This is a genomic window from Pseudomonas sp. 3A(2025), from assembly GCF_054589175.1.
Window position 1 is genome coordinate 41,117 of the sequence record NZ_BAAILM010000039.1, and the last position, 26,120, is coordinate 67,236.

Consider the following 26,120-nt stretch of genomic DNA (forward strand, 5'->3'; position numbering starts at 1 on the left):
GGCTTTCAGGCGATTGGCTGAGCCGAGCTTCTTCCGGGCCAATCGGCGCTGTAGCAGCGCTAGCCTGGCGGCGTATTTGGCCGTGTGCTTTGGATTGGGCTCTTTCTGCCCATCGCACCGGGTGAACAGATCCGTGATACCCAGATCAATGCCGATCATGTTTGGCGAAACCGTGAGTTTTTCGGGCTCAAAGTCACACAGCAGGGACACGAAATAACGACCAGACCTGTCTTTTGAAACCGTGACGGTGGAAGGCTCACCCGGAACGCCTCGGCTCCAGCGAATATCAAGGGGCACCTTGCTTTTCGCAATGAAAAGCTTGCCGTCGACATACTTGAAGGCGCTGCGCGTGAACTCGGCGGACTGACGATGGTGTTTCTTTTTGAATGAAGGGTATCCGCAACGCTTTTCGAAGAAATTAGTGAAACCCTTTTGCTGGTGGCGAAGCACCTGCTGCAGAGGAACGCAGGAGACCTCGTTGAGCCATGCCTTCTCTGGATCCTTCTTCAATTGGGTCAATGCCGCATTAGCGCCAGTAAAGCCAATGTTCGTCTTGTCTTCGGCGTAAGCTTTGGAGCGAAAATCCAAGATGTAATTGTAGACGTAGCGTACACAGCCAAAGGTTTTCTCCAGCAGCAGTTCCTGCTCTGAAGTGGGATAAAACCTGAATTTATAGGCGCGCTTGCTCATCGGTGGACAGTGCCATAAAGCTGTGTTTATGTACAGCCTGTGCGGCTACGCCGCGCTCCTTTCCTCCCCCACCTGAAGGAAGGGGTTTCTCGGAGCAATCTGGATGAAACGTATTCTGCTGCTCGGTGGCGTCACCGAGGCGCTGGCCATCGCCCGCACCCTTGGGCCTGAGCACATCTATAGCCTGGCCGGGGTCGGCCGGGTGCCGACCGACCTGACCTGCCAAGTGCGCGTCGGCGGTTATGGCGGCGCCGAGGGACTGGCGCGCTTTATCGCTGAACAAGGCATCGACCTGTTGCTGGACGCCACCCACCCGTATGCCGCGCAGATGAGCCATAACGCGGCCAGCGCCGCACAGCTCAGCGGCGTGCCTTGCTGGGCCTTGCGCCGCCCGGCCTGGCAGCCAGGCCCTGACGATGACTGGCGCGAGGTCGCGGACTGGGCCGGTCTGATCGAGGCCTTGGCGCCGTTTAGCCGGCCGTTGTTCACTTTGGGCCGTGAGCCGATGCAGCACCTGGATGAAATCCCGCCGCAGCAATTCTGGACCTTGCGTGCGCTGGACAGCGTTGCGGGCAACCAGCGCTGTGAAGTGATCGCCGCACGCGGGCCGTTTCATCTCGACGCTGAGCGGACGTTATTCGAACAACGCGGCATCGATGTGCTGATCAGCAAGAACAGCGGCAGCCAGTCCACCGAACCCAAACTGCAAGTGGCCCGAGAGCGCGGCATACCGGTGCTGATCCTCAAGCGGCCTGAACTACCGAAAGTGGACCGCGAACTGGACAGCGTGGCGGCGGTGCTGGAGGCGTTAAACGCGTAGGACCAGGGACTTTCCACAGAATCGCTTGCACTTTTGCCAATGCCTCTGCGATGCCTGCCCGGCAAACGCTATCATCGCCCTCCACCTCCCGCCCGACAGGAACTCGTCCCGTGGCCTTACGCCTGACCGTGATAGACCAGACGCCCGTACACGGTGACCGCCCTGCGCTGGCCGCGCCGCAGTCCTCGGTGGAATTGGCCATGGCCTGCGAAGGCTGGGGGTATTACCGCTACTGGCTGGCCGAACACCACGACAGCATCCAGTTCGCCTGCCCCGCGCCGGAGATTTTGCTGACTCGTATCGCCAGTGCCACGCACACGATCAGGGTCGGCAGCGGTGGCGTCATGCTCAGTCACTACAGCCCGTTCAAGGTCGCCGAGACCTTTGCCCTGCTGGGCAGCCTGTTCCCCGGCCGCATCGACCTGGGCATCGGCCGGGCGCCGGGCGGCGGACATCTCAGTTCGCGGGCGCTGGCCTCAGGCGTACCCGGCCATGGCGAAGACTTCGCCCGACAGGCCACCGAACTGTGCGGCTATCTGCGCGGCAACCTGCCGGCCAGCCACCCGTTCGCCGCCCTGCACTGCCCGGTCGACGACCAGACCCGGCCCTCGCTATGGATGCTGGGCTCCAGCGGCGCCAGCGCATACCTGGCCGGACAACTGGGCATGGGCCTGGCGCTGGCCCGGTTTATTGCACCCGAAACCTGCGACCCGGTGATCTTCGATCATCATGCTCAAGCCTGCGCTCATACTCAGCAACCGCCACGCTTGCTGGCCCTGGCGGTGATCTGCGCCGAAACCGATGAACAGGCGCGCTTCATTGCCGGCACGGCGGCGTACCGCAAACTGTCCAGCGGCCAACGCCCGCAACAGCCGTTGCGCAGCCCCGAAGAGGTGGCGCAGATTTACCGGGACATGTCGCCGGGTCAGAAGGCCGGGTTCGATCAGACGCTGGGCAATATGGTGGTGGGCTCGCCTGCGAGTTGCCGCCGGCAGATTCTTGAACTGGCCGAACAGTTCGGTACACAGGAGATTGGGATCGTCACCGTGACGTATGCGTTCGAGACGCGGCTGGAGAGTTATCGGTTGTTGAGCTCGAAGTAAGCGCGACACCTTGTCTTTTTACATCGCCACCCCATTCAGGCTAAATGACGCACTCATCCTCAGGCCATGGAGCCTGCCATGCTCAAAAAAGCCCTGCTACTGGCCGCACTCATGCTGCCTGCGCTGTTCGCCCATGCCCACGAATACAAGGCCGGCAGCCTGCTGATCGAGCACCCGTGGTCGATGCAACTGCCGCCCAATGCGCCGGCGGTGGCAGCATATTTCGTCATCGACAATAAAGGTGAAGCCGACCGCTTGCTCAGCGTCGACAGCCCGGTCGCAGGCGCTGCCCAGTTGCATGAGCATGTGCAGGTCGACGGCCTGATGAAGATGCGTCAGGTGCAGAGTGTCGAAGTGCCAGCTAATGGCCGGGTAAGTTTTGCACCGATGGCCTACCATGTGATGTTGCTGGACCTTAAAGACCGCTCGCAACTGGTCGATGGCCAGCGCTTTGAGCTGATTCTGCATTTTGCAAAAGCAGGCGCTGTGCCCGTACAGGTCATGGTACAAAAGCAGCCCCCGGAATCCACTCAAGAACCCCAGCACAACCATTGAGTAAACGCTTGCCGTGAGCGCCCTGCGCCCAAGCCGTGCAGGCCTGGTCCGGCCTCGTCATTCGCGAGGCACGTGGCTAAGCCTGTTCGCCATGTTGATGATCTTTATCGGCCCACTGATTTCCCAGTCGATGCCGATGGAGCATCACGCCGGTATGCCCATGCCCGCCGCGCAGCATGCTGGCATGGAAATGGACGGTGATCACAGCCATCACGACAGCGCTCATGCCGGGCATGCCACCGCCAAAGCTTCTTCTGCAAGCGCCGACATGGACCATGCCCTGTGGGCCAAGTGCGGCTATTGCACCCTGCTGTTCGGCTGCCCGGCCCTGCCGCAAGTGCTGACGCTGGTGGCCGTCACGCCGCCCAAGCCCTCCGACTTTTATACCGCCCTGACCCGCGACGGCCATGCGCGGCACACCGTATTCCTCAACGCCCTGAGCCGGGCGCCGCCGTTCCTGACGCTGTCTTGATCCGCTAACCCACGCAGCCTTGAGGCTGCGCGATCCTGACTGCTGGACGGAATACAAGCATGAACCCTTCTCTCGCCTCCACTGTGCGCAGGCCTTGCGCCGCGTACGTTTCGGCCCTCGACCACGAGTGCCTGCCATGAAAACCACCCGACCATCGTTTTATAACCTGGCCTGGCGCTGGCACTTCTATGCCGGGCTGTTCGTCGCGCCCTTCATGATCCTGCTGGCCGTGACCGGGATTATTTACCTGTTCAAGCCGCAACTGGACACCCTGATGTACCGTGACCTGCTGCACGTAGAGGCCGGCGATCAGCGCCACAGTGCCGACATGCTGCAACAGCATGTGCTGCATGCCTGGCCGCAGGCTACGGTGAGCAAGTACTTCCCGCCCGTCGATGCCGAGGGCAGCGCGCAGTTTGTGATCCGTGATCAGGGCCGCGAACTGAACGTCTTCGTCAACCCCTACAGCGGCACGCTGCTGGGCAGCCAGGATGCGCAGAACAACCTGCAAGCCATCGCCCGCGCCCTGCACGGCGAGTTAATGATCGGCAAGGTCGGCGACCGGCTGATCGAACTGGCTGCCGGCTGGGGCATCATGCTGGTGATTTCCGGGCTGTACCTGTGGTGGCCGCGCGGCAGCAACCCGGCGGGCGTGCTCTGGCCTCGGCTGTCGCGGCGCGGCCGGGTGCTGTGGCGCGACCTGCACGCGGTGACCGGCTTCTGGGGCTCCCTGCTATTGCTGTTCATGTTGCTCAGCGGCATGACCTGGACCGGCTTTTGGGGCAAGCAATACGCCGACCTGTGGAACACCTTTCCGGTGGCCATGTGGAATGAGGTGCCGCGCTCGACGCAACTGGCCGGCACACTCAATACTGCCAGCGCGCAGACCGTGCCCTGGGCGCTGGAAAACACCCCGCTGCCGCAGTCGTCGGGCGAACATGCCGAACACATGCACTCGCATGGCCCGTCCAGGGGACCGGCCGCGCCGCAGGTGAGCCTGCAACAAGTGGTCGATATCGCCACGCAATACGGCATCGAACCCGGCTACAGCATTACCGCGCCCAAAACCGCCGAAGGCGTGTTCACCGTCTCGGTGTTCGCCGACGACCCGCGCAACGACGCCACGCTGCACATCGATCAGTACAGCGGCAAGGTGCTCGCCAAGGTCGGCTGGGAGCATTACAGCCTGGTCTCCAGGGCCACCGAGATGAGCGTGATGCTGCACGAAGGTAAATTTTTCGGCTGGCTTAACCAGCTGTTGATGCTGCTGGTGTGCCTGATGATTCTGCTCGGCTCGGCCAGCGGCCTGGTGATCTGGTGGAAGCGCAGGCCCGAGGGTGGGTTGGGTGTACCACCGTTGCGCCACGACCTGCCGCGCTGGAAAACCGCGATGCTGGTCATGCTTGCTCTGGCGATTATCTTTCCGCTGGTCGGCGCCTCGCTGATTGTTGTGTGGGTATTTGATCGAATCGTTCTTTCACGCTTTGCCAAAACGGCGGCGGCAGCTTAAATTGCAACAACGGGGCCTGAAGCCGACGAGCGGTTTTGTGATGAATTCCTCACTCGACACGTTTCAGGCCCCGTTCCTTTCTCAGCCGGCCCTCATGAGCGACGCACGCTGGCGTGACCACTCGGGCCATTCTCCTACAGCCTCAGTCAACAAGGCCGCATACAGGCAACGGCACGGGCTGATAGCAGCCTCTTGAACTGCATGACTACATGGTTTGCAACCTTCTGCAACCATGAGCCTTGCAATGAATACAGCGATCCTCTCTCAGCCTCCAGTGCCCACGATATTCCCGTCATGGCTGCCCGACATCGTCGAACTGACCCTGAACAGGCTCGTTCAGGAACGGCATCCGGGCCTGACCCTGAATTTCAATACTACCTGGCTTAACCTCTATGAAACACGCCAGGCCGAAACGGTGGAATCGGACCCGCCGTTGTATAGCTATCGCCTGATACGCTCGATCAACCTGTTCGACAGTCTGCTTGAGCACTTTCTCGATACCTTGAAACTGACTGACGAAAACGACCTGAGCTGGTTTACAACACCCACAGCCGTGGGCGAAAACAACCGGGCCTTGTCACTCGACCGGGCGCAAATCATCGCGCTCTACACAGCTTTCAGCGCAGGCTTTGCGTCTGCCTATCAACAATCGCTGGCCGACTATTGGACCATCCTCGATCCTCAGGGCAAGAGCCGTCAGACACGGTTCATCGAAGAGCGCGCCAAGGTCTTGTACGCCGAAGCCCAGGTCTGGACCGAGCAGGGTCGCCTGAGCACAACCCAGGCCAGCATGCTGCGTAACATGCTGGGCTACAGCCTGGCAAACGACGACCAGCGCCTGAAAATGCACGGTGTTTACAACCTGACCCTGGCAACGCCGGAGCACGCTCTGGCCTTTGCCGGTTGTTTTGTACTCAGTCATGCAGCCTGCTCCGGTACGCCCCATACTGAAGATGCACGCCTTGGGCCGGTGGTGCTCTACACACCCACTACCGGCGTGGAAGGATTCGAATCCTTTGCCAGGCTGAGCGAATCGCTGAACCGGCGGCTCGCCGATCCAGAGGAACACAAAGGGCTGTGGTGCAACACCGAGTTGCGCTGGTTGCCCTCGACCACGCCTTTGCCAGCGGTCACTGCGTGGCGCTTTGAATCCTTGAACGGCAATTTCCTGATGCATCAGTTGCAGCAGCAAATTGCCAAGCAACAGGCTGACTTCATCTACGCCGTAGAGACTGCGCGCAATCAGGCACTGGACGCCCGGAGCTTCAACGACCTGCTGCTGCAAGTGCTCGATCCACGTCATCAGTTCGACAATTATCTGGCCCTGGAGCGCAATGAAAAAAGCATCGTCCAGGCCCGAATGCCCGCCTGGTGGCAGGCGATGCCGAGGCCGCAACGCCAACAATGGCTAGAAGCGGCCAAGACCTGCGCCACCTCGATTGTCGAGATCCACAGCCTGACCCATGAGCAAGGCGATCAGCTCGATAGCACAGCCTTTATCCAGCAATACACGGACGATTTGATCAACGAGTGCCTGGCGCGCAACAAGATCACCGTGCCCGCCTCACGGATCAGGCTGACCCTCACTGTCGATACGACCTTTCCTTCGCCCACTACGCTCGGTGTCCGGACGCCAGGGACCGAGTCTTACACCTTGAGCACATTGGGCCTCAATGCGCAGGCCAAGCTGGCCTTGTCCCAGGCCGAGGATATCCTGGCAACCGACGCGCTCAACGGGCAACCGATTCCGGCTCTGGGTCATAAAACGCTTCACGATTTGTTTGCCCGCATGGACACCGATGGGGCTTTCGAGCGTTTTCTGGACACGCGCCTGAAAAGCGGCGACTACGCGACCACCCTGAAGGAAAAATCTGGCCGTTTGATCCGCGCACAAATGCGCCAGGGTCTGCTGGTTGCCAAGAGCGAGTCGTTTGCCCCTACCGGCCTTGAATGGATTGAAGCCGTGCTCGAGAACCCCGTGTCCAGCACTCGCGCGTCCGTCAACGGCAACAGCATCCAGGTGCGCTTTCTGCGGATAGACAATGCCACCCTGAGCAACATCCTGCTGATCCAGCCCAGCGACAGCGATGCACGCAAACCCTTGGTGCTCTGCACCTTGAACGCACCGGACGGCGTGATGTTTCGCTGGTTTTCCTCACAGGAGGCCATGCAACGTAATTTCCTGACTCAGGCAGCCTATACCCAGTACTTATTGCTTCAGTTACCTGAACACAAACGTGCGGTGGTCCTGGGCAATATCGCGCTCGATACGCAACTGCGGCCCTACCGTCTGCCGGGTGTGTTCCGTTTTCTGGCCAACCCGCTGCCATTGCCGGCGGTCCTCTGGAGCCTGGTCAGTTTCAGCCAGCCGAGTACCGATTGCCTGAGCGACAATTACCACACCTGCATAGATCACATTCAAACCAATGCACGCCAGCACTGGCAACAGATGCGGGTTAACGACAGCGGCAGCCCGCAGGCTCTGGCGCACCTGGCACTGGACGTGGCCCTGTTCTTTCTGCCTGCGCCCATGGTGATCCCGCTGGCACTGGGTGCGACGCTGTTCTGCGCCTGGGAAGGCTTTCACCTGATCGACCAGGATGATTACAAGGGCGCCGCCAAAGAGTTGCTCAATGCTCTGGGCTATCTGGTGGTGGCTGAGGTTGGCCGACTGACCTTGCCCGAGCAGCTACCGACACCGATTCGGCCCGACAACCCTGCCCCCGCGCTGGTCAGGCGAATCGGCCCGGATGGCAATGAACACATCGGCTACCTGCTCTCCCCCGCCGGCGCGCCGCGCCTGATCGAACCCGGCAAACCTTTGGAAGCCGCAGCCAGCAAATTCAATGCCGTGCAAGTCGACCGGCAAACGTTCTTTTTCAGGAACCGCTTCAACCTGTTTGGCCATTGTCGCCTCTACCGCCAGGACCCGTTCCACCCTGGCAAGTTGCTCCATTATGGTGAGTTTGGTCTGCGTGACAGCCAAGGGCTGTGGAAGCGCTTCATCTACAACTCGGCGGCGGCTCAGACCCAGGCCATGCGGATCGCCGGCAGCCGGCTCGACGCACTGGTGCAAAGCTGGCCGAAAACCTTGAACGAACTGAGTGCCCAAGAGCGGACTGACTTCGAGGCGAGGTACATGGCCCTTGCCCGCAGTTCCAATACAGAAGACCTGACACACATCACCGACTATTGCGAAGGTGGTTCATCCCCTTTCAACAGCCTGCTGCGCAGCCAGCGCCAGAGTGCCGAACTGAAGCTTTTCCTGAATGACTTCTACCGCCTGCACGCCTGCAGCGAGCAAGCCTATCGCGCCACCAATATCAGCCGCGCCGGCCTGCAGCGCCTGCAAGACAACCTGGGTGGCCTGTTCGCCGATCACGGTGTGCAATCAGCCTCTCTTAACAGGGTCAATGCCACGTTATGGAGCGTCGACCCGATCATCACCCAACATGCCAACCCTGACACGCTGCCGATCTATATGATTTTCGATGCCTGTATTCCCAAGAAAAACCTGTTCACCACGTTTCTGGGTGACCATGTGGCCATAGCGCCCGACACACCGCTGCAACTGTTGGCCATTCGTGAAGTGGAACAACAGTGGTACGCCTATTTCTCGGCCCCGCAACAACTGGCATCACAGTGGTTCGACCTGTTCTCCGGTGCCCCTGAGCACCTGATCTGAGCCAGGCGCACCATCAAGGGGCACCCGTTCGCACCCTGTCTTGCAACAGTGCCAGCGTGGTGCGACCGGTCAGGCCAGAAAGACTCCATGACTCCCACACTTGAGGCTTTTGCGCGGCTAGGCACAGCCTTTGCTTTGTGTTTTTCCAGGAAAATGATTCGCCCTCGATAATTCGAAAAACGGAGCCGTCCCAATGAAGCGTCGCAGTCTGATCAAAGCGTTTACCCTGTCCGCCTCCATCGCCGCGATGGGCATGAGCTGGACTCTGCAGGCCGCCGAGACCATCAAGGTCGGCATTCTGCATTCGCTGTCGGGGACCATGGCCATTTCCGAAACCTCGCTCAAGGACATGGCCTTGATGACCATCGAGGAAATCAACGCCAAGGGCGGCGTCAATGGCAAGCAACTGGAGGCGGTGATCGTCGACCCTGCGTCGAACTGGCCGCTGTTCGCAGAAAAAAGCCGTCAACTGCTGACCCAGGACAAGGTCGACGTGGTGTTCGGCTGCTGGACGTCGGTGTCGCGTAAATCGGTGCTGCCGGTGTTCGAAGAACTCAACGGCCTGCTGTTCTACCCGGTGCAGTACGAAGGCGAAGAGATGTCGCCGAACGTGTTCTACACCGGCGCCGCGCCTAACCAGCAGGCCATTCCTGCGGTCGAGTACCTGATGAGCGAAGACGGCGGCGCGGCCAAGCGCTACTTCCTGCTGGGCACCGACTACGTCTACCCGCGCACCACCAACAAGATTCTGCGCGCCTTCCTGCACTCCAAAGGCGTGAAGGACAGCGACATCGAAGAGGTTTACACCCCGTTCGGCCACAGCGATTACCAGACCATCGTCGCCAACATCAAGAAGTTCTCGGCGGGCGGCAAGACGGCGGTCATCTCCACCGTCAACGGCGACTCCAACGTGCCGTTCTACAAAGAGCTGGCCAACCAGGGCCTGAAAGCCACCGACGTACCGGTGGTCGCCTTCTCGGTGGGCGAAGAAGAACTGCGTGGCATCGATACCAAGCCACTGGTCGGTCACCTGGCAGCCTGGAACTACTTCCAGTCGGTCGAGAACCCGGTCAACAAGAAGTTCGTGGCCGACTGGCAAGCCTACGCCAAGAAGAAAAACCTGCCGGGCGCCGACAAGGCAGTGACCAACGACCCGATGGAAGCCACCTACGTGGGCATTCATATGTGGGCGCAAGCGGTCGAGAAAGCCAAGTCGACCGACGTCGACAAAGTGCGTGAAGCCATGGCCGGCCAGACTTTCGCCGCGCCGTCGGGCTTTACCCTGATCATGGACAAGACCAACCACCACCTGCACAAGCCGGTAATGATCGGCGAGGTCGAGGACAACGGCCAGTTCAACGTCGTGTGGCAGACCAAAGAGCCGATCCGCGCCCAGCCGTGGAGCCCGTACATTCCGGGTAACGACAAGAAGCCCGACCATGCGGTGAAGAGCAACTAAGAAGCGGCGTTTTTGATGATCCCGCCGGACCGACCGAAATCGGTCCGACGGGACTATGCAGCACCTCCAGATCGCCGCAACACAGGCCACTCGCCATGCCCACTATTGTTTACCGCTTGATCCTGATGTTTACCCTGCTGCTGCCCATCGCGGCTCACGCCGACGACGCCAGCGAGTTCGTTGCCGCCGGTTCCGCGGAGCAGGCCGCGCTGCTCGAAAGCTGGGCGGCAAAGCCGCTGCCTGAACGCGTAGCCTTGCTCGAAGCGCTGCGCGATGGCCGTGAGATCCAGATCAGTAATGAAGAACCGCGCAAACTGCGCCTGAATAACCGTCTGCGCGGCCTGGTCGAGACCGCGCTGGCCAGCCATCAACTGCTGGCTACTGATCCAGGCGTACGCCTGGCCGCCGCGCAGCACCTGCAACGCAACGCTCGCCCCGCGCAACTCGACGTACTGAGCCAGCGCGTGGCCAGTGAAACCGACAGTAAAGTCCATGACGCCCTGACCCTGGCGCTGGCCAACCTGCAACTGACCGACAGCAGCCCCACCGTGCGTCTGGCCGCCGTGCGCCTGCTCGGTGAAACCGGCGACCCGCTGGCTCGCACCCGCCTTGAAAGCCTGCTTGAGCCCGGCGTCGAGCCGGACGCCAGCGTGCGGATTGCCGCGCAAACCAGCCTGGCGCAGGTCAAGCGCAAGCTGCTGATGGGCGAAATCCTGGGCCAGGCCTTCACCGGTCTGTCGCTGGGTTCGATCCTGCTACTGGCCGCCCTGGGCCTGGCGATCACCTTCGGCTTGCTCGGGGTGATCAACATGGCCCACGGCGAGATGCTGATGATCGGCGCCTACACCACCTACATGGTGCAAGTGCTGATGCAGCGTTACGTCCCCGATGTGCTGGCGTATTACCCGCTGGTCGCGCTGCCGGTGGCGTTTTTCGTCACCGCCCTGATCGGCATGGCGCTGGAACGCACAGTGATCCGCCATTTGTATGGCCGCCCGCTGGAAACCCTGCTCGCCACCTGGGGTATCAGCCTGATGCTGATCCAGGCCGTGCGCCTGATCTTCGGCGCGCAGAACGTCGAGGTCGCCAACCCCGGCTGGCTGTCCGGCGGCTTTCAGGTACTGCCCAATCTGGTGCTGCCGTACAACCGCATCGCGATCATCGTCTTCGCCCTGCTGGTGGTGGCGCTCACCTGGGCGCTGCTGAACAAGACCCGTCTGGGCCTGAACGTGCGCGCCGTGACCCAGAACCGCAACATGGCCGCCTGCTGCGGCGTGCCGACCGGGCGTATCGACATGATGGCTTTCGGGCTCGGTTCCGGCATCGCAGGCCTGGGTGGCGTGGCCCTCAGCCAGATCGGCAACGTCGGGCCTGACCTGGGCCAGAGCTACATCATCGACTCGTTCCTGGTGGTGGTGCTCGGCGGTGTCGGGCAACTGGCCGGTAGCGTGCTGGCAGCCTTCGGGCTGGGCATCGCCAACAAGATTCTCGAGCCACAGATCGGCGCCGTACTGGGCAAGATTCTGATCCTTGGGCTGATCATTCTGTTTATCCAGAAGCGCCCGCAAGGCCTCTTCGCACTGAAAGGACGGGTGATCGACTGATGAGCCAGCCACTACTACTGACTGCAACGCAAAAAGCAGGCCCGCGAGTGACCCTGGCGGTTGGCATCATCGTGCTGGCCATCCTGATTGCCATGCCACTGCTGTCGTTGCTGCCGGCCGACAATCCGCTGCAAGTGTCGGCCTACACCCTGACCCTGGTCGGCAAGATCCTTTGCTACGCCATTGTCGCACTGGCCCTGGATCTGGTCTGGGGCTACGCCGGGCTGCTGTCGCTGGGCCACGGGCTGTTCTTTGCCCTGGGTGGCTATGCGATGGGCATGTACCTGATGCGCGAAGCGGCCGGCGACGGCCTGCCGGCGTTCATGACCTTTCTGTCGTGGACCGAGCTGCCGTGGTACTGGGCCGGCACCGACAACTTCCTCTGGGCCATGTGCCTGGTGGTGCTGGCGCCCGGTTTGCTGGCGCTGGTGTTCGGTTTCTTCGCCTTCCGCTCGCGGATCAAGGGCGTGTACTTCTCGATCATGACCCAGGCGCTGACCTTCGCCGCCATGTTGCTGTTTTTCCGCAACGAGACCGGTTTTGGCGGCAATAACGGTTTCACCAACTTCCGCAGCATTCTGGGCTTTTCGATCAGCAGTCAGGGCACCCGTGCCGTGCTGTTCCTGGCCACGGTGCTGTTGCTGGTGGCCAGCCTGTACCTGGGCTGGCGCCTGGCGCAGAGCAAATTCGGTCGGGTACTGACCGCGCTGCGCGATGCGGAAAACCGCCTGATGTTCTGCGGCTACGACCCGCGCGGCTTCAAGCTGTTCGTCTGGGTGCTGAGCGCGGTGCTGTGCGGCCTGGCCGGCGCGTTGTACGTGCCCCAGGTCGGCATCATCAACCCCAGCGAAATGTCGCCGACCAACTCCATCGAAGCCGCCGTCTGGGTCGCTCTCGGCGGGCGCGGCACGCTGATCGGCCCGCTGCTCGGTGCCGGTGTGGTCAACGGCATGAAGAGCTGGTTCACCGTGGCCTTCCCCGAATACTGGCTGTTCTTCCTCGGCGCGCTGTTCATCGTCGTGACCCTGTACCTGCCCAAGGGCGTGATCGGCCTGCTGAAGAAAAGGAGCGAATCATGATAGCCCCGACGCCATCACCGGCCCTCATGCTGGAGCCTGTGCTCGACCCTAACAGCGACGCCGGCACCAGCCGCGATGCGCTCGGCCTTGGGCGCAGCGCCGGCAAGGGCCTGAACACCCGCCACGGCACGATCCTGACGCTGGAAGACATCAGCGTCAGCTTCGACGGTTTCAAGGCACTCAATAACCTCAACCTGTACATCGGCGTGGGTGAGCTGCGCTGCATCATCGGCCCCAACGGCGCGGGCAAGACCACGCTGATGGACGTCATCACCGGCAAGACCCGGCCCAGCCACGGCGAAGCCTGGTTCGGTGAAACCCTGGACCTGACGCGCCTCAGCGAAGTGCAGATTGCCCAGTCGGGCATCGGCCGCAAGTTCCAGAAGCCCACGGTGTTCGAGGCGCTGAGCGTATTCGAGAACCTGGAGCTGGCGCTCAAGACCGACAAGTCGGTGTGGGCCAGCCTGCGGGCAAAACTCAACGGCGAGCAGCAGACACGCATCGATGAAGTGCTGGACACCATCCGCCTGAACACCTCGCGCGACCGGCCGGCAGGTTTGCTGTCGCACGGCCAGAAGCAGTTTCTGGAGATCGGCATGCTGCTGGTCCAGGACCCGCAACTGCTGCTGCTCGACGAACCGGTGGCGGGCATGACCGATGCCGAAACCGAATTCACCGCCGAGCTGTTCAAGGGCCTGGCCGGCAAGCACTCGCTGATGGTGGTCGAGCACGACATGGGCTTTGTCGGCTCGATTGCCGACCACGTGACGGTGCTGCACCAGGGCAGCGTACTGGCCGAGGGCTCGCTGGCCGACGTCCAGGCCGACGAACGCGTGATCGAGGTTTACCTGGGCCGCTGATGCGGCCAGCTACATGCGGCAAGCCTCAAGCTGCAAGCAATGCTGCGTACACCACAAATCTGCTTTCGCTTGAAGCTTGCCGCTTGAAGCTTATAGCTGCCCAAAGGGGGCTCTCTTCTATGTTGCAAGTCGAAAAGCTTCACCAATATTACGGCGGCAGCCACATTCTGCGTGGGCTGTCGTTCGAGGCAAAGGTCGGCGAGGTCACCTGCCTGCTGGGCCGTAATGGCGTGGGCAAGACCACGCTGCTCAAGGTGCTGATGGGGCTGCTGCCGTCCAAAGAAGGCAGCGTGCAGTGGGAAGGCAAACCCATCACCTCGCTCAAGCCGCATCAACGGGTGCATTCGGGCATCGCTTACGTGCCACAGGGCCGGGAGATTTTCGGCAGGCTGACCGTCGAGGAAAACCTGCTGATGGGCCTGTCGCGCTTTCCTGGCAGCCAGGCCAGGGAAGTGCCTGCGCATATCTACGAACTGTTCCCGGTGTTGCTGCAAATGAAGCATCGGCGTGGCGGTGACCTGTCGGGCGGTCAACAACAGCAACTGGCCATCGGCCGTGCGCTGGCCAGCCGCCCGCGCCTGCTGATTCTCGATGAGCCTACCGAGGGCATCCAGCCGTCGGTGATCAAGGAAATCGGCGCGGTGATCAAGCGCCTGGCCGAACAGGGTGACATGGCCATTCTGCTGGTCGAGCAGTTCTATGACTTCGCCGCCGAACTGGCAGACCAGTACCTGGTGATGTCGCGCGGCGAGATCGTCCAGCAAGGCCGTGGTGAAACCATGGAGGCCGAAGGCGTACGCGGGCTGGTGACGATCTGATGGACTGGTTAAGGTGTGTCCGTCTGTTTATAGAGCCATGAAACCATGAACCTGCCTGCCCACACCGCGCTGTTCACGCCCAGCTGGAATGCCGAACTGGAACTGGGCTATGCGCGCTTTGGCGACAGCACCCGGCCGGTGCAGCGCCGCCATCTCGGGCCGCTGCGGGTGCAAAAGCACCTGTATGCCGAAGGCCCCGAGGTGTGCCAACACATCATCGTCCACCCGCCCGGCGGCATTGCCGGCGGCGACCGCCTGGATATTTCTGCACGTGTCGGGCAACAGGCCTGGGCGCAACTGACCAGCCCTGGCGCGGCCAAGTGGTATCGCGCCGCCGGCCCTGCCTTTCAGCACTTGAACCTGCACGTCGACGCCGGTGCGACGCTGGAATGGCTGCCACAGGAAACCATTGTCTTCAGCCAGGCCAAGGCCGAACTGGACACCCATATCGAACTGCACGGCGATGCGCGCTTGTGTTACTGGGACGTGGTGGCGCTGGGCCGACCGGCCAGTGGCGAGCGCTTCGATGAAGGCTATTTTCAGTCGCACCTGCAGATCCGCCGCGACGGCCGCCTGCTCTGGCACGAGCGCCAGCGCATCGAGGGTGGCGACGGCTTGCTGGATTCGCCCATCGGCCTGGATGGCAAGACCGTGTTTGCCACCTTGCTAATGACCGGCGAGATCGACAGCGAGTTGCTCGAAACCTGCCGCTCGTTAATCATGCCCAACCCGGTGCGCGGCGATCTCAGCCAGGTGCCGGGGCTGATCGTGGCCCGCTGCCTGGCCGATGAGGCGCTGCATGCGCGGGCCTGGCTGATCGAAATCTGGAACCGCCTGCGCCCGGCCTTGCTCGGCCGCGAAGCGGTTGTGCCACGAATCTGGAACACGTGATCAATATCCAAACGGAATCCCCATGGACCTGACGCCCCGCGAAAAAGACAAAATGCTGATTTTCACCGCTGGCCTGGTGGCCGAACGCCGGCTGGCCCGCGGTCTGAAACTCAACTATCCGGAAGCCATGGCGCTGATCAGTGCTGCCCTGCTCGAAGGCGCGCGCGACGGCCAGACTGTCGCCGAGCTGATGCACTACGGCACCACCCTGCTGACCCGCGAACAGGTCATGGAGGGCATCCCGGAGATGATTCCGGAAATCCAGGTCGAGGCGACGTTCCCCGACGGCACCAAGCTGGTGACTGTGCATCAACCGATTGCCTGAGCCCTATTGCCCGAGTAAAGAATTGCCATGGATATCCTGATTCGCGACGCCCTGCCCGCTGACCTGCCCGGCGTGCTGGCGATCTACAACGATGCGGTGCTAAACACCACCGCGATCTGGAACGAGCAACCGGTCGATCTGGCCAACCGCCAGACCTGGTACGCCGCCCGCCAGGCGCAGGCCTATCCGATTCTGGTGGCAGTCGATGCCGCAGGCGAGGTGCTGGGTTATTCGTCGTTCGGCGACTGGCGGCCTTTCGAAGGCTTTCGGCACACCGTCGAGCACTCGGTGTACGTGCGCGCCGACCAGCGTGGCCGGGGGTTGGGGCCACTGTTGATGACAGCGCTGATCGAGCGCGCCCGTGCTTGCGACAAGCACATCATGGTCGCCGCCATCGAGAGCGGGAACGCCGCTTCCGTGGCCCTGCACGAGCGGCTGGGTTTCATCATTACCGGACACATGCCGCAAGTGGGCACCAAGTTCGGCCGCTGGCTGGACCTGACCTTCATGCAACTGGATCTGTCGCCGGGCGCTACCGCCCCGGCGTCGCAAGCCCCACAACACTCCTGACAGGTAGTCACCATGAACCCCGGACAATTGCGACGCGTCACTGTGGACAGTTTTGCCCATTATCGCCACGGGCTGGCCGGGCTGTTGCTCGATGCCGTGCAGCATGGCGCGTCGGTAGGGTTCATGGCCGATCTGGATCAAACCCAGGCGCTGGCCTGGGTCGACGGCCTGAAAATCGAGATCGGCGCCGGCAGCCTGTTGCTCTGGGTGGTGGTGGAGCACGAACAGGTGCTGGCCAGTGTGCAACTGGCGCTGTGCCAGAAAGCCAACGGCCTCAATCGCGCCGAGGTGCAAAAGCTCATGGTCCTGCAGCGTGCCCGCCAGCGCGGCTTGGGTCGCCAGTTGATGGCGGTGCTGGAACAGGCCGCCGTGCAGCAGCAACGCGGCCTGTTGCACCTGGACACCGAAGCGCAGTCACCAGCCGAAGCGTTCTACCGCGCCTTGGGTTACAACCGGGTCGGCGAACTGCCCGATTACTGCGCCACCCCCGAAGGCCGCTATCGGCCAACCGCCATTTACTTCAAGACTTTGAGGCACGCCCAATGATTCCTGGCCAATACCAGATCCAGCCCGGCGAGATCGAACTCAACGCCGGCCGCCGCACGTTAAGCCTGACGGTCGCTAACAGCGGCGACCGGCCGATTCAGGTGGGTTCGCACTTTCACTTTTTCGAAACCAACGACGCCCTGACCTTCGACCGCGCCGCCAGCCGCGGTATGCGCCTGAACATCCCGGCCGGCACCGCCGTGCGCTTCGAGCCCGGACAATCGCGCGAAGTCGAACTGGTCGATCTCGCCGGCCTGCGCAAGGTGTACGGCTTTGCCGGCCGCGTGATGGGCGATCTATAGCCTGTAGGAGCTGCTTCAGCAGCGAAGGGCGCGAATCGGTGCCGCCTGTTTCCCGGCTAAAGCGGTTCGCCGCCCGGCCGGTCCTACGAATTACGTATAGCCGTCCAATGGGTAACCGAATTCAAGGAATACCATGAAAATTTCCAGACAAGCCTACGCCGACATGTTCGGCCCCACCGTTGGCGACAAGGTTCGCCTGGCCGATACCGAGCTGTGGATCGAGGTTGAAAAAGACTTCACGACTTACGGCGAAGAGGTGAAATTCGGCGGCGGCAAGGTGATCCGTGACGGCATGGGCCAAGGCCAGTTGCTGGCGGCCGAGGTTGTCGACACCCTGATCACCAACGCGCTGATCATTGACCACTGGGGCATCGTCAAGGCCGACGTCGGCCTCAAGAACGGACGCATTGCGGCCATCGGCAAGGCCGGCAACCCGGATATCCAGCCCGATGTGACCATTGCCATCGGCGCCGCCACCGAAGTGATTGCCGGTGAAGGCATGATCCTGACTGCCGGCGGCGTCGACACGCACATTCACTTCATCTGCCCGCAGCAGATCGAAGAAGCGCTGATGAGCGGCGTGACCACCATGATCGGCGGCGGTACCGGCCCCGCCACCGGCACCAACGCCACCACCGTGACCCCAGGTCCGTGGCACATGGCGCGCATGCTCCAGGCCGCCGATTCGTTTCCGATGAACATCGGCTTCACCGGCAAGGGCAACGCCAGCCTGCCGGAGCCGTTGATCGAGCAGGTCAAGGCCGGCGCCATCGGCTTGAAGCTGCACGAAGACTGGGGCACGACGCCGGCGGCCATCGACAACTGCCTGAGCGTGGCCGACGACTACGACGTGCAGGTGGCGATCCACACCGATACCCTGAACGAATCGGGTTTTGTCGAAACTACCCTGGGCGCGTTCAAGGGCCGCACCATTCACACCTACCACACCGAAGGCGCCGGTGGCGGCCATGCGCCAGACATCATCAAGGCCTGCGGCTCGCCCAACGTGCTGCCGAGTTCGACCAACCCGACCCGGCCGTTTACCCGCAACACCATCGACGAACACCTGGACATGCTGATGGTCTGCCATCACCTGGACCCGAGCATCGCCGAAGACGTGGCCTTTGCCGAAAGCCGCATCCGCCGCGAGACCATCGCCGCCGAAGACATTCTTCACGACCTGGGCGCGTTCTCGATGCTCAGTTCCGACAGCCAGGCCATGGGCCGGGTGGGCGAAGTGATCCTGCGCACCTGGCAGACCGCCGACAAGATGAAAAAGCAGCGCGGCCCGCTGCCGGAAGACGCGCCGGGCAACGACAACTTCCGCGCCAAGCGTTACATCGCCAAATACACCATCAACCCGGCGATCACCCACGGCATCAGCCATGAAGTGGGCTCGATCGAGGTGGGTAAATGGGCCGATCTGGTGCTCTGGCGTCCGGCGTTCTTTGGGGTCAAACCGACGCTGATCCTCAAGGGCGGGGCGATTGCCGCCAGCCTGATGGGCGACGCCAATGCCTCGATTCCGACCCCGCAACCGGTGCACTACCGCCCGATGTTCGCAAGCTACGGCGCCTCGATTCACGCCACCAGCCTGACCTTTATCAGCCAGGCGGCATTCGATGCCGGCGTGCCGCAGTCACTGGACCTGAAAAAACAGATCGGCGTGGTCAAGGGCTGCCGCAGCGTGCAGAAGAAAGACCTGATCCACAACGATTACCTGCCGGTCATCGATGTCGATCCGCAGACCTATCAGGTCAAGGCCGATGGCGTGCTGCTGTGGTGCGAACCGGCCGAGGTGCTGCCGATGGCGCAGCGGTACTTCCTGTTCTGAGGCCACTGCGCAGGCGCGGCTTGGCGGCGATCCGCTTTAGCCGCTCTCTCTGGATTATGAGCGGCCCCAGCCGTTACGAGGGTCGAACGCGGCCTTGTCGGCCAGCTTCTGCCACAGGGCGCGGGTGGCCTCGTCGGCCTGAGGCGGCATGACGATTTTCACCTGGGCATACAAATCGCCACGCTGCCCCTGCTTGTCCTGCAAGCCATTACCCTTGACCCGCAAACGCAGGCCGTTCTGGCTGTCGGGGCGGATGGTCAGGTTGATGCGTCCGGTCAGGGTCGGCACCGCGACCTTGGTGCCCAGCGCGGCTTCCCACGGTGCCAGCGGCACGTTGATGACCAGATCGTGGCCTTCGACCTCGAACAGCGGGTGCGGCGCCAGGCGAATGGTCAGGTACAAATCGCCATTTTCGCCGCCGCCCGAACCCGGCGCGCCCTGGTTCTTGAGGCGAATGCGCTCGCCATCGGTCACGCCGGCCGGGATTTTCACGTTCAGGGTCTTGGTGACATCGGCCATGCGCTGACCAGCGGCGTTGTGCTGCGGCACCTTGTAGCTGATCTTCTTCGACTCGCCGGAAATGCTCTCTTCAAGAAAGATCGCCAGTTCCATGTCCACGTCCTGGCCCTTGCGCCCGCGCGGTCGAGCACCTCCCTGGGCGCGGCCGCCGAAAATGGAGCTGAAGAACTCGGAGAAGTCGGTAGTGTCGTTGCCAAAGCCACCCGCACCGGCACGGCTCTGCCAGCCCGGAGGCGCCTGGAACGGCCGGCCCTGATGGCCGTATTTACGAATTTCGTCGTATTCGGCGCGCTTGTCCGGGCTGCCAAGCACTTCGTAGGCCTCGGTGGCCTCCTTGAACTTGTCTTCGGCACCGGCTTCCTTGCTGACATCGGGGTGGTATTTGCGCGCCAGCTTGCGATACGCCGCCTTGATCGCCTTGTCGTCGGCCGCAGGTTCTACCCCAAGAATCTTGTAATAGTCTTTGAAATCCATCGAACGCTCACCCGTCACCAATTATCGGCCGCTGCACAGACACCCACAGGCGCTGCCAAGAGAATGACATCCGCAGCCGCTCAAAGTCGCAGAGTGTATCGGCAAACGACCACGATGGCCGAGTGCATCGCGGTCGTTTGTGCATTTCATTACTCTTGCACCTCATACGGCATGTACGTCTGATCGTCGATCTGCAGGTTGCGATAGCGCGGCGCTACGATTTTCGCCTTGCCCTGACGGATCAGGTCCGCCAGATCCCGTGTTTCGTAGCCACCCTGCAGATACCCGGCCAGCACCCAGCGACCTTCGTCCGTGCGCCGGTAAAACTCGATCTGCGCGCCACTTGCGGTAAACCTCAGCACCTCATCGCGGCCATCGCCACTCAGGTCGACCGCCCACAGCGTGCACTGCAACCGGTTGCAATCGAGACTGCCCAGTTTGGGATTGGCAAATTGCTCGTGGCCTTCGACCGGCGTACCGATCCACACCCGATTGATCTCGGTCACCGGTCGCTGACGCAACCGCGCATCACGGCCATCGTCGAGCCGCGTGCGAATCACCTCGCGGGTCGCGGCGTCCCATTGCGGCTGCTGGTCCAGGTTCGACGACAACCATTCCAATTGCCGACGCCCGGCGTCACCCAGCTTCCAGTACAGGTAATCGGCGTCGAACAGCACCGGTGAAGTGCGGCCATCCAGCAAGCGCTGCACCTGATTGCGCGCACTCAGCGCCTGCGCGTTGAACCAGGGACTGTGAATCGCCAGCAGGACGATACACACCAGCAACGCCAGGCAAGGGTTGCTCACCCGCAGGCTGCCCAGCCACTGTGCCCGATTGCGCAGCACCGCGTACAACGCGGCCAGGCTGTACAGCGCGGCAACCACCACCATCAATGCGGCGATGAAGCGTGAAGGCGACAGGCCGTACTGGCTCACGCGCAACCAGGTCGAATAACCGGCCAGCACGGTCAGAACCGGCAGGCACACCAGGCTGGTGTCGACCAGCCAGCGCAGCCAACGTGGATATGGGCATCCCTGGCGCCCATCCTGAAACACGCCGTTGACCAAAAACACGGCGACGGCCACCAGCGACAACAGAATCGCCGTGGCATGGCCGGTCTTCCAGATTGACTCCAGGCCGGTGAACGGCAGGCTCAGGCTGAACAACAGCACGATCAGCGCTGCCAGCGGCGCAAGAAAATGGCACAGGCTCAGCAAAATGCCGCGCAGCATGCCAATAACGCGCTCGTTATCGCGCCCCATGCGCATGCCGAGCGAAAACACCAGGCTCAGGCAAAGGATAATCACGTACTGGTTATCGATGGCCTGCTTGAGCTGCGTGATGCCGATCATCTCGAACAGGCTGGCGCACAACTGCAACAGGCTCCAGAACAGGCCCATGAGCAACAACGCCAGCAGCACGATAAAGGCGTTGTTCCAGGCATGCCGGAACAAGGCTTCATACGGCACCCGCCAGCGCTCGCCCGACGGCCAGCCGAGAATAAATGCCGTGACGATGTAAGTAGTCAGCGTGCCGGCAAGCACCCAACTGGTCATCGACCAGCTCGGGTCATAGGCCTCATCCGGCGAGGAATGCCAGGCCCATGCAGTGACCTGCGCGATCAGCAGCGCCAGCAGGACACTCCATAACCAGACCCGACGCTGCAAGGCCTCGCGGCCGAGCAGTTGCAGGTTGAGGACCAGCACCATGCCACCGGCGGCCAGCCAGGCCCATTCCCCGTGCACGGCAATGGCCAGCAACAGTGACTGGACCAGGCCAATGCCCAGATACAGCGACAGCGATTGCTTATATTGCTTATGAGGGGGCGACATTGCATTTTCCTTGTAGAAGCGACAGCAATCAGACAACAGCACTACGCAATCGCGCCCTGCTGACATAAACTGCGCGGCCGTTTTTTTCACTGGAACGTACCGCTCATGAATGACCAATCCCCAGCCCGTGCCTGTGGCATCGACTTCGGCACGTCCAACTCCACTGTCGGCTGGCTGCGTCCGGGCATGGAGACGCTGATTGCGCTGGAGGACGACAAGATCACCCTGCCATCAGTGGTGTTCTTCAACATCGAAGAGCGTCGCCCCGCTTACGGCCGCCTGGCCTTGCACGAGTACCTGGAAGGCTACGAAGGCCGCCTGATGCGCTCGCTCAAGAGCCTGCTGGGTTCCAAGCTGATCAAGCACGACACCAGCGTACTGGGCACGGCCATGCCGTTCAAAGACCTGCTGGGGCTGTTTATCGGCGAGCTGAAAAAGCGCGCCGAGCGCACGGCCGGGCGTGAGTTCGATCAAGTGGTACTCGGCCGCCCGGTGCATTTCGTCGATGACGACGCCCTGGCCGACCAGGAAGCCGAAGACACCCTGGCTGCGGTGGCGCGCAAGATCGGCTTCAAGGATGTGTCGTTCCAGTTCGAACCCATCGCCGCCGCCTTCGACTACGAGTCGACCATCGAACAGGAAGAGCTGGTGCTGATCGTCGACATCGGCGGGGGTACATCGGACTTTTCCCTGGTGCGCCTGTCACCGGAGCGCCGCCATCAGGACGACCGCCAGCAGGACATTCTGGCCACCGGCGGCGTGCACATCGGCGGTACCGACTTCGACAAGCAACTGAGCCTGCAAGGCGTGATGCCGTTGTTCGGCCACGGCAGCCGGATGAAAAGCGGCGCGTTCATGCCCACCAGCCACCACATCAACCTGGCGACCTGGCACACGATCAACAGCGTCTACTCGCAGAAATCCACCCTGGCGCTGGGCAACATGCGCTACGACATCGAAGACGCCAGCGGCATCGACCGGCTGTTCAAGCTGATCGAACAGCGCGCCGGCCACTGGCTGGCGATGGAAGTGGAGGCCAGCAAGATCGAACTGACACATGCCGAGCAGCGCCTTATCGCCATGGACCGCATCGAGGCGGGGCTGAGTGTCGAGCTGAGCCGCCAACTGTTCGAAGCCGCCATCGACTCGCAGCTGCAACAGGTGCGCAACAGCGTGACCGAGTTGCTGAACAAGGCCGGCGTCGGTGTCGAGCAGGTCAACACCGTGTTCTTCACCGGTGGCTCCAGCGGCATCCCGGCCCTGCGCAACAGCGTCGCACACATGCTGCCCAACGCCCGCCACGTGGAAGGCAACATCTTCGGCAGCATCGGCAGCGGCCTGGCGATCGAAGCCAAGAAACGCTACGGGTAAAACATAGCGGCAAGCTACAAGCGGCAAGAACACTGCGCCCAGCTTGTGGCTTGTGGCTTGTGGCTTGTGGCTTGTGGCTTGTGGCTTACCAGCTTGCCGCTAAACGAGTCCTTCCTTGCGCAGTTCGCTTTTGAAGTAGGCGTAGTACACCGGTCCCGCCACCACGCCGGGCAAACCGAAGGCGGCTTCGAACAGCAGCATGGCCAGCAGCAGTTCCCATGATTTGGCGCTGATCTGGCCGCCGACGATGCGGGCGTTGAGGAAGTATTCGACCTTGTGGATAACGATCAGGTAACTGAGCGCGGCCACCCCGACCCATAATGACACCGACAGGCCGACGATGAAGATCAGCGTGTTGGACATCAGGTTGCCGACCACCGGCAGCAGGCCGAGCAGGAAGGTCATGAAGATCAGGGTCTTGGTCAGCGGCAGGTGAATACCGCACAACGGCAGCACCACCGCGAGAAAGATCGAGGTCAGCGCGGTGTTGAGCAGGGAAATCTTGATCTGCGCGAACACGATGTTGCGAAACGCCTGGCTGAGCAGGTACAGCCGGTCGAACAGCGCCGCCGCCAATGGCTTGCGGCTGCTGACATCGCTGATGCGCTGCAAGGCGATGATCGCGCCGAGCACCATGCCGATCAGCATGGTCACGAACATATGCGCCGCGCCCTTGCCGATCAGTTGCAACTCGCCGATGTGCTTTTGCAGCCACACCACCAGCGACACCCGGAACTCGGCGGCACTGGCCGGCAGATAACCTTCGATGAACGGCGGTAGCTGACCGCGTGCCCGATCGATCAGGGTCATGAACTTGTCCAGCGAGGCGCCGGGGTTTTCGGCCTCGTGCACGATAAAACTGAAGGCCCCGGCAAACAGCAGCGCCAGCAGGCTGACCACCAGCGTGCCGAGCAAGGCCACCGCCAGCCAGCGCGCACGCTCGCCGGCAATCAGGCGTTGCAGCTTGGGGGTCAGCATGTTGACCAGCTCGAACACCAGCAAACCGGCCAGCAGGCTCGGCAGTAACCTGAACGGCAGGACCATCAGCAAACCGCCAAACATGATGATCCAGCTGGCCAGGAACACCTGGCGCGAAGAAAACGTTGGCATAGAGCCTCATACCGGCAGCATGAACAGGCAGGCAGTCTGCCAGCCTTCCACACCGAGAACCAGTGATCGGACAACCATCAGTGTTAACCGATACTACAAACCCGCGGCCTTCAGCCGTGCAGCGTGGTCCAGAAACAGCTGCACCGGCCGGGCGCCCTTGCCCACCAGGCCCATCATCTGGTTGACGATATCGAAGTGATCCAGGGGATAGTCGTCGCCGATCACCACCCCCAGGTGCGAGCTGTAACGCCCGACCATGCCATCGCACTGGCCGCGCTCCTTGACGAAGGTGCTCGCAAACAGCCGGCAGGTGACATTGGAGCCGTCGATGAGGTTGCGTCCGCGATTGGTGATGCCGGGTTTGATAATCCCCGACCAGGAGTAATAGCGCACCCCGTTGACCAGCGCCGGCCCCTGCCCACCCCAGGTTTCAGGCAAACCTTGTGGGTACAGGCCATTGAATACCCCGACGCCGGCGGTGGTCAGCGAGCGGTGCGAGGCACTGACATCATTGGGCAGCTTCGGCCCGCGATAGCCGGTCTCGAACACCGAGAGCGACCAGGCCATCAGGCTGATCAGCGCATTGACCAGACGCCCGCCCGGTGTGCCGACCGGAAAACGCCGCTCCAGATAATCGGCCAGTTCCGAGCCATGGTTGGGACCGGCGACGGACGTGACCGAGGCCACCAGGTCAGGCCGTTTGGCAGCGACATAACGCGCACTCAGCGCGCCCTGGCTGTGCCCGATCAGGTTGACTCTGGTCGCACCGGTGTCGCGCAACACTTGCTCGACGACCCGCAACAGCTGTTCGCCGCGAACCTCAGAGGAATTGACCCCGGAAACCATGACCGGATAGACGCTGGCCCCGCCCTGCTCCAGCGCTCTGGTGATGCCGAACCAGTAGGGGTAGACCACGAACCTGACAAACCCCAACAGGCCGGGCACCAGTAACAACGGATAGCGGGTCGCGTATTCATTGGACATGGGGGGCGTTCCTGAGGGCGAATCATGAGGGTAAAGGCGGATGCAGTTGAGCCTAGCGGCGTTTGGCACTCAGGCCGCAGAACATGACGAACACACACTGATGCCTTCTGGCCACATTTGCATCGAACTCTCGCCAGCCGTCGCTGCTCAAACGGCTATCGAGCCGGTAATTGGCTCTGTCATACGGAGAGGCAGCGATGTACAAGAGCATAATCGCAGCGACCTGCGCGCTGGTGGCACTGACCGGCTGTACCAACACCACGGTGCAGAACCCTGTGGATTACGTGACCTACCGCGACCAGCCGCTGGTCAAGCAGGTCGAGGACGGCATGACCCGCCAGCAGGTTCTGGCCATTGGCGGCACGCCATCGACCGTGGTGCAGCGCACCGTCAGCCCCGGCACCTGCAACAACTATGTGTTGACCCGTGAAGGTCATCAGCAGGTGTACCACGTCAGCTTCAATAGCGACGGGCGCGTGGTACACAAGGGCTTCATGACGTGCGAGCAACGCGAAAAGAACGAACGCGCGATGTAACGCCCTTGATTAAATAAAAAAGGCCCGATGCAGTCACTGCACCGGGCCTTTTTTATATTCGAGGGTCAGAAGACCAGCTTGAACAGGGCAATGACCACGATCAGGCCGATCAGAAAAATGATACCGACGGTGCCACCGAGGAACTTCAGCATTGTGCTTCTCCAGAAAGAG

General features: G+C 61.8%; 25 protein-coding genes. 19 read left to right on the forward strand and 6 right to left on the reverse strand.

Annotated features, from left to right (window positions below):
* A partial coding sequence (locus ACYP2A_RS15835) for an RNA-guided endonuclease InsQ/TnpB family protein (protein ID WP_459746392.1) occupies positions 1–690 on the reverse strand: 690 nt, incomplete at its 3' end.
* 103 nt (positions 691–793) lie between these two features.
* On the opposite strand from ACYP2A_RS15835, the gene ACYP2A_RS15840 reads away from it, so the two are divergent.
* The 17 genes from ACYP2A_RS15840 (at position 794) to ureC (ending at position 19,123) form a co-directional block, all read left to right on the forward strand.
* A complete protein-coding gene (locus ACYP2A_RS15840; protein ID WP_459746394.1) occupies positions 794–1,510 on the forward strand; it encodes a cobalt-precorrin-6A reductase in 717 nt (238 codons plus the stop codon).
* Between the two features lie 110 nt (positions 1,511–1,620).
* Positions 1,621–2,613, forward strand: coding sequence for an MsnO8 family LLM class oxidoreductase (locus ACYP2A_RS15845; RefSeq protein WP_459746395.1), 993 nt, complete (start codon positions 1,621–1,623; stop codon positions 2,611–2,613).
* 78 nt (positions 2,614–2,691) lie between these two features.
* Positions 2,692–3,168, forward strand: a complete 477-nt coding sequence (locus ACYP2A_RS15850) for a copper chaperone PCu(A)C (RefSeq protein ID WP_459746397.1) — start codon at positions 2,692–2,694, stop codon at positions 3,166–3,168.
* Between the two features lie 13 nt (positions 3,169–3,181).
* Positions 3,182–3,640 carry a DUF2946 domain-containing protein gene (locus tag ACYP2A_RS15855; RefSeq protein WP_459746399.1) on the forward strand — a complete coding sequence of 153 codons (459 nt, stop codon included), beginning with the start codon at positions 3,182–3,184 and terminating at the stop codon, positions 3,638–3,640.
* Between the two features lie 136 nt (positions 3,641–3,776).
* On the forward strand, positions 3,777–5,150 hold the full coding sequence (locus ACYP2A_RS15860) for a PepSY-associated TM helix domain-containing protein (RefSeq protein ID WP_459746401.1): 1,374 nt from the start codon (positions 3,777–3,779) through the stop codon (positions 5,148–5,150).
* A gap of 244 nt (positions 5,151–5,394) precedes the next feature.
* Positions 5,395–8,835 (forward strand): dermonecrotic toxin domain-containing protein, encoded by a 3,441-nt coding sequence (locus ACYP2A_RS15865; protein WP_459746403.1) that lies wholly within the window; start codon positions 5,395–5,397, stop codon positions 8,833–8,835.
* A gap of 193 nt (positions 8,836–9,028) precedes the next feature.
* The gene (gene urtA / locus ACYP2A_RS15870; protein ID WP_459746405.1) at positions 9,029–10,294 is read left to right on the forward strand and encodes an urea ABC transporter substrate-binding protein; all 1,266 of its coding nucleotides are present in this window, start codon (positions 9,029–9,031) and stop codon (positions 10,292–10,294) included.
* A 95-nt stretch (positions 10,295–10,389) separates the two neighbouring features.
* A complete protein-coding gene (gene urtB / locus ACYP2A_RS15875) occupies positions 10,390–11,898 on the forward strand; it encodes an urea ABC transporter permease subunit UrtB (protein WP_459746407.1) in 1,509 nt (502 codons plus the stop codon).
* Positions 11,898–12,977: an urea ABC transporter permease subunit UrtC gene (urtC, locus tag ACYP2A_RS15880; RefSeq protein ID WP_459746409.1), complete on the forward strand. Its 1,080-nt coding sequence runs from the start codon at positions 11,898–11,900 to the stop codon at positions 12,975–12,977. The genes urtB and urtC overlap by 1 nt, the downstream gene beginning before the upstream one ends.
* Entirely contained in the window at positions 12,974–13,837 is an 864-nt protein-coding gene (gene urtD, locus ACYP2A_RS15885) for an urea ABC transporter ATP-binding protein UrtD (RefSeq protein ID WP_459746410.1), read from the forward strand. The genes urtC and urtD overlap by 4 nt, the downstream gene beginning before the upstream one ends.
* Positions 13,838–13,956: 119 nt before the next feature.
* Positions 13,957–14,655, forward strand: a complete 699-nt coding sequence (urtE, locus tag ACYP2A_RS15890) for an urea ABC transporter ATP-binding subunit UrtE (protein WP_459746412.1) — start codon at positions 13,957–13,959, stop codon at positions 14,653–14,655.
* Between the two features lie 45 nt (positions 14,656–14,700).
* A complete protein-coding gene (locus ACYP2A_RS15895) occupies positions 14,701–15,546 on the forward strand; it encodes an urease accessory protein UreD (RefSeq protein WP_459746413.1) in 846 nt (281 codons plus the stop codon).
* 22 nt (positions 15,547–15,568) lie between these two features.
* On the forward strand, positions 15,569–15,871 hold the full coding sequence (locus tag ACYP2A_RS15900) for an urease subunit gamma (protein WP_459746414.1): 303 nt from the start codon (positions 15,569–15,571) through the stop codon (positions 15,869–15,871).
* Positions 15,872–15,898: 27 nt separating this feature from the next.
* On the forward strand, positions 15,899–16,441 hold the full coding sequence (locus ACYP2A_RS15905) for an N-acetyltransferase family protein (protein WP_459746415.1): 543 nt from the start codon (positions 15,899–15,901) through the stop codon (positions 16,439–16,441).
* Between the two features lie 12 nt (positions 16,442–16,453).
* Entirely contained in the window at positions 16,454–16,987 is a 534-nt protein-coding gene (locus ACYP2A_RS15910; protein ID WP_459746417.1) for a GNAT family N-acetyltransferase, read from the forward strand.
* Positions 16,984–17,289: an urease subunit beta gene (locus tag ACYP2A_RS15915; protein WP_459746419.1), complete on the forward strand. Its 306-nt coding sequence runs from the start codon at positions 16,984–16,986 to the stop codon at positions 17,287–17,289. The genes ACYP2A_RS15910 and ACYP2A_RS15915 overlap by 4 nt, the downstream gene beginning before the upstream one ends.
* 133 nt (positions 17,290–17,422) lie before the next feature.
* Entirely contained in the window at positions 17,423–19,123 is a 1,701-nt protein-coding gene (gene ureC / locus ACYP2A_RS15920; protein WP_459746420.1) for an urease subunit alpha, read from the forward strand.
* A 54-nt stretch (positions 19,124–19,177) separates the two neighbouring features.
* Here the strand turns inward: ureC and cbpA are convergent, their stop codons facing one another.
* Entirely contained in the window at positions 19,178–20,116 is a 939-nt protein-coding gene (gene cbpA / locus ACYP2A_RS15925) for a curved DNA-binding protein (protein WP_459746422.1), read from the reverse strand.
* A gap of 149 nt (positions 20,117–20,265) precedes the next feature.
* Positions 20,266–21,948, reverse strand: a complete 1,683-nt coding sequence (locus ACYP2A_RS15930) for a DUF4153 domain-containing protein (RefSeq protein ID WP_459746424.1) — start codon at positions 21,946–21,948, stop codon at positions 20,266–20,268.
* A 105-nt stretch (positions 21,949–22,053) separates the two neighbouring features.
* On the opposite strand from ACYP2A_RS15930, the gene ACYP2A_RS15935 reads away from it, so the two are divergent.
* Positions 22,054–23,319: an Hsp70 family protein gene (locus ACYP2A_RS15935; RefSeq protein WP_459746425.1), complete on the forward strand. Its 1,266-nt coding sequence runs from the start codon at positions 22,054–22,056 to the stop codon at positions 23,317–23,319.
* Between the two features lie 99 nt (positions 23,320–23,418).
* Here ACYP2A_RS15935 and ACYP2A_RS15940 read toward each other — a convergent pair whose 3' ends face one another.
* Positions 23,419–24,429, reverse strand: coding sequence for an AI-2E family transporter (locus ACYP2A_RS15940; RefSeq protein WP_459746427.1), 1,011 nt, complete (start codon positions 24,427–24,429; stop codon positions 23,419–23,421).
* A gap of 93 nt (positions 24,430–24,522) precedes the next feature.
* Positions 24,523–25,413 (reverse strand): esterase/lipase family protein, encoded by an 891-nt coding sequence (locus ACYP2A_RS15945; RefSeq protein WP_459746429.1) that lies wholly within the window; start codon positions 25,411–25,413, stop codon positions 24,523–24,525.
* 197 nt (positions 25,414–25,610) lie between these two features.
* On the opposite strand from ACYP2A_RS15945, the gene osmE reads away from it, so the two are divergent.
* The gene (gene osmE / locus ACYP2A_RS15950; protein WP_459746431.1) at positions 25,611–25,949 is read left to right on the forward strand and encodes an osmotically-inducible lipoprotein OsmE; all 339 of its coding nucleotides are present in this window, start codon (positions 25,611–25,613) and stop codon (positions 25,947–25,949) included.
* 65 nt (positions 25,950–26,014) lie between these two features.
* Here the strand turns inward: osmE and ACYP2A_RS15955 are convergent, their stop codons facing one another.
* A complete protein-coding gene (locus tag ACYP2A_RS15955; protein ID WP_442963079.1) occupies positions 26,015–26,101 on the reverse strand; it encodes a small membrane protein YohP in 87 nt (28 codons plus the stop codon).
* Positions 26,102–26,120: the final 19 nt, after the last annotated feature.